The organism is Inquilinus sp. 2KB_23 (assembly GCF_052115705.1).
GTDB classification, from domain to species: Bacteria; Pseudomonadota; Alphaproteobacteria; order DSM-16000; family Inquilinaceae; genus Inquilinus; species Inquilinus ginsengisoli_A.
In genome coordinates, this window is the sequence record NZ_JBFRHF010000012.1 from 129,569 (window position 1) to 141,516 (window position 11,948).

11 protein-coding genes are annotated in these 11,948 nt (G+C 69.3%); 6 read left to right on the forward strand and 5 right to left on the reverse strand.

The window, feature by feature from the left end; genetic code table 11:
- Positions 1 to 335: 335 nt before the first annotated feature.
- Positions 336 to 1,295 carry a transcriptional regulator GcvA gene (locus tag AB4112_RS17300; RefSeq protein ID WP_309791813.1) on the reverse strand — a complete coding sequence of 320 codons (960 nt, stop codon included), beginning with the start codon at positions 1,293 to 1,295 and terminating at the stop codon, positions 336 to 338.
- 151 nt (positions 1,296 to 1,446) lie between these two features.
- Between AB4112_RS17300 and AB4112_RS17305 the strand changes: the two genes are divergently transcribed.
- Positions 1,447 to 1,659, forward strand: coding sequence for a DUF1127 domain-containing protein (locus AB4112_RS17305; RefSeq protein WP_309791812.1), 213 nt, complete (start codon positions 1,447 to 1,449; stop codon positions 1,657 to 1,659).
- Between the two features lie 142 nt (positions 1,660 to 1,801).
- Here AB4112_RS17305 and AB4112_RS17310 read toward each other — a convergent pair whose 3' ends face one another.
- On the reverse strand, positions 1,802 to 3,712 hold the full coding sequence (locus AB4112_RS17310; protein WP_441721366.1) for a hypothetical protein: 1,911 nt from the start codon (positions 3,710 to 3,712) through the stop codon (positions 1,802 to 1,804).
- Between the two features lie 571 nt (positions 3,713 to 4,283).
- On the opposite strand from AB4112_RS17310, the gene trhA reads away from it, so the two are divergent.
- Together trhA and AB4112_RS17320 are read left to right on the forward strand one after the other, a co-directional pair.
- Positions 4,284 to 4,940, forward strand: a complete 657-nt coding sequence (gene trhA / locus AB4112_RS17315) for a PAQR family membrane homeostasis protein TrhA (protein WP_309791810.1) — start codon at positions 4,284 to 4,286, stop codon at positions 4,938 to 4,940.
- Between the two features lie 79 nt (positions 4,941 to 5,019).
- Entirely contained in the window at positions 5,020 to 6,084 is a 1,065-nt protein-coding gene (locus tag AB4112_RS17320) for a DUF2333 family protein (RefSeq protein ID WP_309791809.1), read from the forward strand.
- Positions 6,085 to 6,250: 166 nt separating this feature from the next.
- Here AB4112_RS17320 and AB4112_RS17325 read toward each other — a convergent pair whose 3' ends face one another.
- The 3 genes from AB4112_RS17325 to AB4112_RS17335 form a co-directional block, all read right to left on the reverse strand.
- Positions 6,251 to 6,739 carry a hypothetical protein gene (locus tag AB4112_RS17325; protein WP_309791808.1) on the reverse strand — a complete coding sequence of 163 codons (489 nt, stop codon included), beginning with the start codon at positions 6,737 to 6,739 and terminating at the stop codon, positions 6,251 to 6,253.
- Positions 6,740 to 6,825: 86 nt separating this feature from the next.
- A complete protein-coding gene (locus AB4112_RS17330; protein ID WP_309791807.1) occupies positions 6,826 to 7,896 on the reverse strand; it encodes an FUSC family protein in 1,071 nt (356 codons plus the stop codon).
- Between the two features lie 82 nt (positions 7,897 to 7,978).
- Positions 7,979 to 8,911: a LysR family transcriptional regulator gene (locus AB4112_RS17335; RefSeq protein WP_441721371.1), complete on the reverse strand. Its 933-nt coding sequence runs from the start codon at positions 8,909 to 8,911 to the stop codon at positions 7,979 to 7,981.
- 144 nt (positions 8,912 to 9,055) lie between these two features.
- On the opposite strand from AB4112_RS17335, the gene AB4112_RS17340 reads away from it, so the two are divergent.
- From AB4112_RS17340 to AB4112_RS17350, 3 genes are all read left to right on the forward strand, one after another.
- Entirely contained in the window at positions 9,056 to 10,105 is a 1,050-nt protein-coding gene (locus AB4112_RS17340; protein ID WP_441721374.1) for an aromatic ring-hydroxylating dioxygenase subunit alpha, read from the forward strand.
- A gap of 221 nt (positions 10,106 to 10,326) precedes the next feature.
- The gene (locus AB4112_RS17345; protein WP_441721377.1) at positions 10,327 to 11,574 is read left to right on the forward strand and encodes a molybdopterin-dependent oxidoreductase; all 1,248 of its coding nucleotides are present in this window, start codon (positions 10,327 to 10,329) and stop codon (positions 11,572 to 11,574) included.
- A gap of 14 nt (positions 11,575 to 11,588) precedes the next feature.
- On the forward strand, positions 11,589 to 11,921 hold the full coding sequence (locus AB4112_RS17350) for a cytochrome c (RefSeq protein ID WP_441721380.1): 333 nt from the start codon (positions 11,589 to 11,591) through the stop codon (positions 11,919 to 11,921).
- The last annotated feature ends 27 nt before the right edge of the window (positions 11,922 to 11,948 follow it).

Sequence of the window (11,948 nt, forward strand, 5' to 3'; positions counted from 1 at the left end):
GAACATATCTGCCATGCGCATGGGGCGCCAGCGCCGTGAGCCGGTTGCGGCCTCGGCGGCACAGGACCGAATGCACAGGATGGAATGGATATGGAGAGGCCGCCCGGGCGGGCTGGCGGTCGCGGCGCCGCGACATCGGATGCCGTCGTCATCATGTCTCCCAGGGGCTCGATCCCGACAGCGTCGGAAGACGACGAACCGCAAGCCTTAGATCCCGTGGCGCCGCACCCGGGTTTCCGCCGGATTGAGAGCAGCGCCGCCTCTCCTGGGGACGAACCGTAACGAAAACCTGACCAAACGGTCAAAGCATATTTTCGCGCTGAAAATCAGTATTATTATCGCTCGGCCGCGGAGGCCGCGGCCGACGGCACGACGTCGCTGGAAATCCCCCCGGCCTCGGCCGCGGCGGCCACCAGCCAGTCGCGGAAGGCCCGGATCGCCGGCCGGTCGACCGCATCCGGCCGGCACAGCAGGTAATAGGCGTAGTCCGCCACCTGGACGTCCGGGAACGGCCGGACCAGGCGGCCGCGCACCAGGTCGTCGGCCATGATCGAGCTGCGGCCGAGCGCGATGCCTTCGCCCGCCACTGCCGCCTCCAGCATCATGTGGCTGTCGCTGTAGCGCGGCCCCCGCCGGTGGTCGACCTCGTCGAGGCCGAAATGCACCAGCCAGTGCTGCCAGGTCACCCACGGCTCGTCGTCGCCGGTCAGCACGTCGTGGATCAGGGTGTGGCGGCGCAAATCGTCCGGCCGGCGCAGCCCGTTCGGCCCCTCCAGCAGCGCCGGGCTGCACACCGGGAAGATCTCGTCGTCGAGGAAGCGTTCGACATGCAGGCCGGGCCAGCCGCCGCGGCCGTAGCGCAAGGCGATGTCGACCCGTTCGCGCCGGAAATCCACCGGCGTGTGCTGGGCCCGGACCTCGATCTCGACGCCGGGGTTGAGCCGGCGGAACGAGGGCAGCCGCGGCAGCAGCCAGCGTACGGCGAAGGACGGCAGCACGGTGACCGAGACCACGGTCTGCAGCCCGTCGCCGCGGGTGCGCGCCACCGCCTCGGCCAACCGGTCGAAGCCGCGGGTCAGCTGCGGCGCCAGCACCTTCGCCTGTTCGGTCAGCACCAGGCCGCGCGGCAGGCGCTGGAACAAAGCGAGGCCGAGATGCGCCTCCAGCGCCTTGACCTGGTGGCTGATCGCCGCCGGGGTGACCGCGAGCTCGTCCGCCGCATCGACGAAGCTGAGGTGGCGCGCGGCCGCTTCGAAGGCGCGGAGGGCGTTGAGCGGAGGCAGGCGGCGCGCCATCGGTTCGGCTCCCTCACGCGATAGATTTTCTAAGTCTTAGCACGAGAAAGCGTCATTTGTCGAAGCCGGACCGAAAGCACACTTATGAACGTGAGGCAGGACGCAACCCACGCAGAAATGTCCCGCCTCAGAGAACTGAAGGAGACCTGTCATGTCCGTCATCGGAGTTCCGCTCACCGCTTCCCGCCGCGACCTTCCCGCCCCGGGCCTGGTCATGCGTCTGGTCGACCGGCTGCTGGACTGGCAGGACCGTGAGCGGCAGCGCCGCCACCTCTCCAGCCTCGACGACCATATCCTGGCCGATGTCGGCCTGACTCATGGCGATGTCGAGGAAGAGTCCCGCAAGCCGTTCTGGCGCGCCTGACCTTCGGGCGGCTTTCCGAACACCGTCATTGCGAGCGCAGCGAAGCAATCCATGCATCCGCTCATGCGGACCGATGGATTGCTTCGTCGGCTTCGCCTCCTCGCAATGACGGCGAGGGAACGGGCCTTCTGAAAAGATCTCGCTAGAGCTTGATGATCTGCAGGCCGCCCGTCCCTGTGAACACGAACAGCCGGCGACCCGGCATCACCCGCAGCCGGTTGGCCTGGGCCGGAAGCTGATATCGATTCAGCGAGGTCGGCTGGCGCGGATTGCGCACATCGACCTCCTCGACATCGCCGTCCGCCGCGACGAACACCGATCCAGAGCCGAGCGCGATCGCCCGGTCACCCCCGCCGGCCGCGTAGAAGCCGAGGCGGACCGGCCGGCTCGGCTGGCTTACATCCAGGATGTGCAGGCCGGTCGAGCAGCGCAGATGGACGGTCCGGGCGTCGTCGCTGAGGGCCAGGTCGCTGGCGAATTCGCAATCGTCGCTGTAGCGCCCGACCTCCCGGATCTGCGAGGGGTTGCCGACATCGAAGATGCGCAAGCCCCCCGGAGGACCTCCCGCGCTGTCCGCCGCGGTGGCCGCGAACAGGAACCGTCCGGCCAGTTGCAGCCGCTCGACCCGGGTGTCCACCGCAACCGCGTTGCGCACCACCGGGCGGGCCGGGTTCGACACGTCGACCGACGTCACCGACCCGCCATTGGTGGCCGTGCCGAGATAGACCTGCCGGCCCTTCCCCGCGATCGCCGAGGAGAATTCAGCCGGCAGGCGCCCCAGCTCGCGCGGCGCCGACGGGTTGCTGAGATCGGCGATGATCAGCCCGTAGCCCCAGGCCGCCAGATAGGCCCGCCGGCCGTCGACCGCCATGTCCTCGAAGGCGCGGGCCTGCTTGGCCTTCGGCAGGTCGGCGTCGAACCGTCCCGTCGGCGTCAGGTCGGCGTCATCGGCCGCGCTCAGCCCATAGCCGTTCTGCAGCAGGACCAGGCTGCGGTCGATCAGGGCCGCGTCCCGGACATCGGCACCGCCCGGGGTGTCGACGACGCTGGCCAGGCGCGGGGAGGCCGCTTTGCCGGTGTCGAACAGCGCCAGCTGGTCGGTGGTGGTGGCCACCCAGCCGAGCTGGCCATGCACCGTGGTGGTCTCCGCGGCGAAGGCGTTGGCGAAGTCGGCGCGACCGACCCGGCGGACCGGAACGCGCAGGCTCCAGACGCTGACGCCGGAGGCCCCGAAGCCATAGGCCTTGTCGCCGGCGACGAAGCCGTTGAACAGGGCCTCGTCCGGCCCCGCGCTGCCCCACAGCAGCGGCGGACCGCCCCAGGGCGGCAGGTAGTACAGGTTGACGCTCAGTCCGAACCCGACCGCGAGCGGCCAGGCGAATTGCAGGCGGAAATTCTCGAACCCGTCCAGATTCGCGCTGGTCACCCTCTTGGGCAGATTCTTCCGGCTGTTGTCGAACACCTGCAGCAGGGTGTCGTCGATCATCGTCCGGGCAGAGGTGAAGATGCGGCCACCGGAAATGCCGACCACATCGGCGGGGCCGCTCTCGACCACCCGGATGGCCCGGGGGTACAGCGGATCGGCCAGGGAGTGGACGACCAGCCCGCGCGCGTTGTCGAACGCGTAGAGGAAATCGCCGTCGATCGCGATCGCCGAGATGTCTTCGGCCGCCGCGTTCTTCCGCAGGGTGCCGCCATCGATCAGGCGCGGGCGCGCCGGATCGAGCAGGGAATAGATCGCCAGGCCGGAGGTGCCGTCCTGTCGTCGCCAGCCGGCGTAGAGATACCGGCCGCGCGACGCGATCGAGCTGATCACGCCGGCCAGCGGCTGCCGGCGCGTGTCGCCCGCCAGCCGCGGCGCCTCTGGGTTCCGGTAGTCCCAGGCCGTGACGGTGGATCCGGCCGAGAGATAGACGAAGTCGCCCTGCTTGAGGGGGACGCCGATCCGGCCGCCAAAGGCCGTCTGGTTGGCCCGCGTCGCCAGGTCCTGCGCCAGATCCTGCGAATGGGCGAGGCCCACGCCGGAGATCGCGAGGGCCAGCGCCAGCGCCAATTGCTTTGAATACCGAAGTGTCGTCTGCCGCACGCGCTCCGATAATCTCGTCGTTGCAGATGTTCTCACGACCGACTCCTTTTTGATTGGGTTGGCTTTCGGCACGTCTGTCGAGGACAGGGGTCGCGTCGTCGATCCGGTCTCAGGACGGAATCGGCGACGTCCCGGTCTTTCCCGGACGAAATCTCAAGGGGAGGCGGACGAACTCACGAAGGACATGCTGCACGATCGACGCAGGCATGGATGCAAGTTCGCCTCCCCTGGACTATTCGATCTCGGAAACATCGAAATCTATGGATCCTGCGGCGAAGCGCCGATCCTAAGATTCGAATCTGATCTTTACCATCACAAATGAAACGAAATCTGACAAGCGGATTTGCTGGATCAAAAAACGACATATTGAGATCTATTCAATATTGTTCGAAATTAGATTCGTTTGCTTCCGATCATCACTCTTGTTTTCCTTGTCCGGCAGCTTGCCGAAGGGCGGGGGGCTCGCCGCGGCGATCGACGCGTCTCATGGCGGATCGCGCCCCGTGGCGACGGCGGGATCCGATGCTAGATTGATGCCATGACCGAAGGGATCACTGCCCACACCGAGACCCTGGCCGAGGAGATCGCCAATGCGGTCACCCATGGCATCGGCGCCGCCCTGGCCGTGGCCGGGCTGGTGGTGCTGCTGGTCCTGGCCAGCCTCTATGGCGGCGCGCTCGAGATCGTCAGCCTCGCGATCTACGGCGCGACTTTGGTGCTGACCTATGTCGCCTCCACCCTGCTGCATGCGGCGCGCTCCCCCGGCTTCAAGCACGCCTGCAACCTGCTGGACCACGCCTCGATCTACCTGCTGATCGCCGGCACCTACACGCCGTTCCTGCTGCTCGGCGTCAGCGGCCCCTGGGGCTGGACGCTGTTCGGCGTGATCTGGGTCCTGGCGATATCGGGGGTGGCGCTGCGCCTGACCTATCGCGGCTATGGCAAGCGCATCGCGGTGCCGCTGTATCTCGCCATGGGCTGGCTGATCCTGGTCGCGATCGGCCCGGTCTGGAGCGCGCTGGGCGGCGCCGGGGTCGGCTGGATCCTGGCCGGCGGCCTGGCCTACACCGCCGGCGTGGCCTTCTATGTCTGGGAGCGGCTGCCGTTCAACCACATGATCTGGCACCTGTTCGTGCTGGCCGGCAGCGCCCTGCACTTCACCGGCATCCTGGTGACGGTTACTCCGGGGGGATGACGCCAGACAGCGGGGGGCTGGCACCAAAGCGTCGCCATCGCCATTCTGTCGCATGGGATCACCAAGCGATGAGGCGAATGTGAGTCAGAAGCCGGAGGACACGTTCCAGGAGGATCTCGCCGCATCCGGCGTCGCGCCGGCGCGGCGCGGCTGGGGCGCCCGGCTGGGTGGCCTGTTCCGGCGCCGCGCGCCTGCGGCCGCCCCGCCCCCCGTCGGTGGCGGCGGGCGCTGGCGCCGCACCATCCTGCTGGGCGTCGGCGGCCTGGTGATCCTGTTCGTGCTGTACATGGCGGTCGGCGCCTTCGTGGTGCACACGGTCGACGACGATCCGGACTTCGCCGTGGCCTCGCCCCTGGCCAATGGCAGCAAGGCGGTCGAGATCGCCGCGGCGCTGATCGAGCGCGAGACCGGCGACGCCCATCGCTGGACCGCCAACGACCCGTTCTTCCTGCCGGGATCACTGCTGGACAACATGCCGAACTACCAGCAGGGCATCATCTACGCCCTGTCGCGCTTCACCGCCGAGATGGGCGACCAGATCGGCCGGTCCCGCGGCTCGTCACAGGTGGACCCGGACCTCGACCGCGCCACCGGCCTGCTGCGCTATCCCGGCACCATCTGGCTGTTCGACCTCAGCACCTCCTGGGCGCCGACCGCGTCGTCGGAATCGCAGTACCGCGCCGCCGCCCGGGCGCTGCGCAGCTACAACGAGCGGGTCGCCGCCGGCACCGCGCCGTTCGAACGGCGGGCCGACAACCTGCTGCAGACGGTCGACCGCTTCGCCGCCGACCTCGGCTCGCAATCCTCGGTCATCGCCGACCATATCGAGGCCAGCCGCGGCTGGCTGATCGACACCCGGGCCGATGACATCTTCTATTCCACCAAGGGAAGGCTCTACGCCTATTTCCTGGTGATGCGCGCGCTGGGGCAGGATTTCGACGGCGTCCTCGCCCAGTCCGGCGCCACCAAGATCTGGGCCGAGATGGTCGACAACCTGCGCGAGGCGGCGGAGCTGCAGCCGCTGGTGGTGATGAATGGCCGCGCCGACGCCATGTTCCAGCCCAACCACCTGGCGGCCCAGGGTTTCTTCCTGCTGCGGGCCCGCACTCAGATGCGCGAGCTGTCCAACGTGCTGCGGAATTAGACGTAGCGCAGCCCGAAGGCGGATGATTTTGGGTCAAGTCCCACCGGAAGGACCAAATCACGCGTTGCCTCTCCCGCCAGGCGGGAGAGGCAATCTATGACGCTGACTGTCAGCGCGGTCCCAACGGCCCCAGCGTCGCGACACACAACCGGGCGGACAGGCCCGGTCAGCGCCCCAGGGTGATGACGACAGCGTCGCCGCCGAGGCTGAGCATCAGCCCGGTGCGCTTGGCCATCAGGTGCAGGATCACGCCCTTGTCGTTCTTCAGCCACAGCTGGCCGCCGCTCTTGTCGCCGAAGGCGAAGCCGTAGCGGCCCTGGACATAGGCGCCTGAGAGGTCCTCGACCTTCTTGAGGCCGTAGACCTCGCCATTCGCCTCGATCGTCGACACCCCGATGCCGCCGATCCCCAGCCCGCCGACCTTGAACGGGTAGCTGCGGCCCTGGTAGCGCAGGGTGCCGCTGCCGGCGTCGCCGCTGCCGATGAACGCGGCCTGGACCTGGTGCATCTCGACCGTGCCGTCCGGCTTCTGGCCGTCGACCACCGCGTTCGGGTTGTCGGCGGTCTGCATGCGGCCGCCGCAGGCGGCGAGCAGCAGCATCAATCCGGCGGTCGCCATGCGGGCGGGCCGGCGCATCCAATGGGTGTGGTTCAAAACCCCTCCTGAAACCGATGACGATCAATGCGGCGAGCGTGTCGCCGATCGTGCCGGGACGCAATCGGGGAAACGCCCACCGGCCGTCATTCCTTGGCCGCGCCCTCCCCCGCCTGCTCGCGCAGCCGCTCCGCCAGATCGGCGAGGTTGTCGCGGATCTGGGCGAAGGTGAAGGCGATGGCGAAGGCCTGGCCGAATTCGTGCCCGTCCAGGTCGCCGCCGGCGCCGCGCAGGGCGTCGACGCTGCTCTGCAGCGCCGCGACGGCGTGGTCGAGCGCGGCGCCGTCGCCCAGCGTCGCCTTCGCCTCCACCGCCGCCGCCAGCGCCGTCATCCGCTTGGTCGCCGCCGTCACCGCCTGGTCCAGCGTCGCCCCCAGCGCCGCCTTGACCGGGGCCGAAAGCGGCGCCTCCGAGGCGCGGCCCAGGATGATCTCGCTGTGCCACAGGCGGCGGACCGACCGGATGATCGGCGCCGGGTCGGCCGGGCCGATCAGGGTGCCGACGCGTTCGCGCCGGGCCTCGCCGATCTGGGTGTCCGCCTTGGCCAGTGTCTTGCGCAGGCGCAGGTTCAGGGCCGCGGGGTCGGCGCCCGACCCGCCGAGCCGCCCGGCCAGCAGGGTCAGCAGGGCGGCGCAGTCGCCCAGCGCCTCGGCGGCGCTGTCGCGCAGATGGTCGCCGGCCCGGGCCGGCAGCACCAGCAGCGCCGCCAGCACGCCGACCACGCCGCCCAGCCCGATCTCCGACACCCGCTGGAAGGCGGCGCCCAGCGGGTCGGCATGGGTGGGGTCGGCCAGCATGACGATGGCGGCCGAGACCGGCCCCAGCCGCAGGTTGGGCTTGCGCGCGCCGATGTAGACGGTGACCAGCATGACCACCAGCAGCACCGCGCCGGTGCGGATCGGCGACGGGCCCGACAGCATCGCGCCCCCGATCCCGAGCACGGCGCCGAGCAGCGTGCCGAGCAGCCGGTCGAAGGCCGCGCCCAGCGTGGCGCCCAGGCTGGCCTGCATGACGATGACCGTGGTCAGCACCGACCAGTAGCCTTTGGACAGGCCCAGCGCATCGGCCAGGGCATAGGCCACGACGGCGGCAATGGCGGCCCGCGCCGCCTGGCGCAGATGGATCGGGTCAAGCGCAATGCGCGGCAGGCGGATCATGGCGACTCCGGTGCGACGGCGACAGCATGCCAGAGACCACATGACGGTCGCAGCCTCGGCATGCGCCTCCCGCGCGATCGCGTCAGGTGGTCGCGGCCGGTGGGGCGGACAGCACCCCCTGCCGTTTCGCGATCGAGACGATCCAGGACCGGAATTCGGGGCCGAAGGGCTTGGCCAGGACGGCGCGGTCCCAGGCAAGGAAATAGGGGAAGGGCAGCCGGATGCGGTGGTCCACCGGGATCACCAGCCGGCCCGCCGCAACGTCGTCGGCGATCATCGCCAGCTGGCCCAGCACCACGCCACGGCCGCTGACCGCCGCGTCGATCGCCGATCCCGACAGCGAATAGGTCAGGTCGCTGCGGGCCTCGACCGCCTCCAGCCCGGCGCTGCGCGCCCAGTCCGGCCAGGCCGGCAGGGCATCGGGCGACAGGTCCCAGTCGATGCCGAGCAGCGGCAGCGCCAGGACGTCCGCCGGACTCTTGATGACCCGGCCCGCCAGCAGGGCCGGGGCGCAGGCCGGCACGATCCAGTCGGTGAACAGCTCGGCGTAGTGGTCGAAGCGCCGGACCTGGTCGCCATAGGTGATGCGGAAATCGGTCTGGTCGGCGCCGATGCGCGGCTCGACCTCGGTGCCGATCAGGTGGATCGGCGCGCCGGGATGGCGGTCCTGCCAGTCGAACAGCTGGTGGCCCAGCCATTTGCTGGCGACCGAGGGCAGGCAGCTGACCACCAGGCCGCTCCGGGTCCGCGCCCGGGTCAGGGTCTCCTGCGCGGCCCGCAGCCGGTCGAAGCCCTGCACGATCTCGCCATGGTACAGCCGGCCCCAATGGGTCAGCTCGACGCCCTTGCCGCTGCGTTCGAGCAGCCGCACCCCGAGCGCATCCTCGATCCGCCGGATCTGCTGGCTGACGGCCCCGGGGGAGACCGCGAGTTCGGCCGCGGCGTCGGTGACGCTGCCGCGCCGGCCGACCGCCTCGAACGCCTGCAGGGCCCGCAAGGGCGGCAGCTTTTCCACGCGTATCCACCCGGTGATATCGCGGCGACATTTTAGTTTTCCTAAATCAGAACGCAAGCGAAGCCGGCTTGTCCCGGCCCTGCAGAGGCTCACAATCGGGCAGCTCAAAAAGCCGCCACGGGCCATGCCCGGAAGGGGAACACCATGTATCTGCGCAACGCCTGGTACGTCGCCGCCTGGGACCACGAGGTCGGGCGCGACCTCACCCCCGTCACCCTCCTCGGCGAGGGGGTGGTGCTGTACCGCCGGCAGGACGGGGCGGTGGCGGCGCTGGAGGACGCCTGCCCGCACCGCAAGCTGCCGCTGTCGATGGGCCGCCTCAAGGGCGACGAGGTCGAATGCGGCTATCACGGGCTGACCTTCGACTGCAGCGGCGCCTGCACCCGGGTACCCGGCGCCGAGCGCATCCCGCACGTCGCCCGCGTCCGGTCCTATCCGGTCGAGGAGCTCTACGGCCTGGTTTGGATCTGGATGGGCGAGGCGGCGAAGGCCGACCCGGCGCTGATCGTTCAGGTCGAGCATTACGGCGACCCAGCCTGGGGGCTGAACCGCGGCGAGTCGATGATGCTGGAATGCCACTACCTCTATATGACCGACAACCTGCTCGATCCGTCGCACGTCGCCTGGGTGCACCAGGGTTCCTTCGCCGGCGCGGGCTGCGAGGAGACGCCGCTGCAGACCACGGTCGGCGCGGACGGGGTCACGGTGTGGCGCTGGCTGCTGGATGCCGAGCCCGCCCCGTTCTACGCGCCCTTCCTGAAGTTCCAGGGCCACTGCGACCGCAAGCAGCATTACGAGGTGCGCTATCCCGGCCATGCCATCATCCGGGCGGTGTTCACCCCGGCCGGCACCGGCGGCGAGGGCCGGCCGGCGCATCCCGACGTCTTCCTGATGGACAGCTACAACTTCATGACCCCGATCGACGAGAACCGGACCCGCTATACCTGGTTCCAGATGCGGAACTTCGCCCCCGACGACGTCGAGGTCTCGCGCCAATTCGCGGCCTCGGTGCGCGGCGCCTTCGAGGAGGACGCGGCCGTGCTGCAGGCGGTGCATCGCGGCATGGCGACCAAACGCACGCCCAATCTCGACCTCAAGATCGATGCCGGGCCGACGCGCTTCCGCCGCCGCTTGGCCAAGCTGATCGCGGCCGAGGGGGAAGCTGCCGGCGGGCGAGCCGCGGCGGCGGAATGACCACGGGCTTCCCCCGGCTGACGATAACCTCGTTGGGCTCCGAACATCGATCGCCTCGTGCGATCGGAACAATCGAATCAATCCGTTGGACCGATGGATGGTCCGCCTGTCATCGTTCCCGACGATCACCGATGACTGTCAGACACGTCTCCGATCGGCCCAGGCGTGCCGCGCACCACCGGATGACGTGAGATGATCACCGCGGACCATGGAGGTCGACGATGCCTGCGAAGCTGGAAGACGAACCGCATCGGCACGCGATGACGCGCCGGCGCCTGCTCGGCTCCGCGGGGCTGGGCGGCCTGGCCATGATGTCCGCCCCCGCCTGGGCGCAGGCGATGGTCGATCTGCCCCTGCCCGGTGGGCCGCAGGCGCGATCGATCACGACCGGGTTTCCCCAGAAGGGACCCATGATCCTGCAGCGGACGCGACCGCCGCTGCTGGAGACCCCTTGGGAGGTCTTCGACAAGGGCGTGTTCACGCCCAATGACCAGTTCTACGTGCGCTGGCATTGGGCCGTCATCCCGACGGCGATCGATGTCGGCACGTTCACGCTCGCGGTGCGGGGCCACGTCAATCAGACACTGTCCTTGTCGCTGAGCGACCTGCTCCATGGCCTGCCGCGGGTCGAACTCGCCGCGGTCAACCAGTGCTCCGGCAATTCCCGCGGCTTCTACCAGCCGCGCGTGCCGGGGGCGCAATGGGCGAACGGCGCCATGGGCAACGCAGTGTGGGCCGGCGTGCGGCTGAAGGACGTGCTGGACCGGGCCGGGGTGAAGCCCGGGGCGGTGCAGGTGCGCCTGCGTGGCCTGGACGAGCCGGTGGTCGACGACGCGCCGCACTTCATGAAGTCGCTCGACATCGATCACGCGCGGGACGGCGAGGTGATGATCGCCTACGCCATGAATGGCGAGCAGCTGCCGCTGGTGAACGGCTTCCCGCTGCGGCTGGTCGTGCCCGGCTGGTACGCGACCTACTGGGTCAAGATGCTGAGCGACATCGAGGTGCTGGACCAGCCCGACACCAACTACTGGACCAAGACCGCCTACACCATCCCCGACACGCCGCGCGCTGACGTCAAGCCGGGCCAGACCGGCGTGCCGGTGGTCCCGATCAACCGCATGGTGCCGCGGTCCTTCGTCACCAGCATCGCCGCCGGCGCCGCCGTGCCGGCCGGCAAGCCGGTGCCGCTGCGCGGCATCGCCTTCGGCGGCGATTGCGGCGTCTCGGCCGTGGATGTCTCGATCGACGGCGGCGGCAGCTGGCAACCGGCAAAGCTGGGCCCCGACCAGGGCCAGTACGGCTTCCGGCAGTGGGAGGCGGAGATCACGCCGCCGGCGCCGGGGAAATGCACCGTGTCGGTGCGCTGCACCAACAGCCGCGGCCTGGCCCAGCCGGATACGTCCAACTGGAACCCGTCCGGCTTCATGCGCAACGTCATCGAGACGACCGACCTCGTGGCGGCCTGAGGGGGATCGCAGCCATGCTTCGCACCCTGTCCACCGCCGCCGGCCTGCTGGGCCTCGCCCTCGTTGCCTGGTCCGCCCATGCGGCGCCGCCCTTCGAGCTGAAATCGGTCTCGGTCGACCTGCCGGACAGCGACCGGATGTTTCCGGGCGGCCCGGAGGCGGACGCGATCAACAACAACTGCCTGGCCTGCCATTCCGCCGGCATGGTGCTGACCCAGCCCACCCTGTCCGAAGCCGCCTGGACGGCGGAGGTCAACAAGATGATCAACACCTACAAGGCCCCGGTGGCGCCTGAGGATGTCGGCGCGATCATCGCCTATCTGACCAAGCTGCCGGCCGCGAAGTAAGGCCGGCCGCCGGGCGGGGCGACGGCC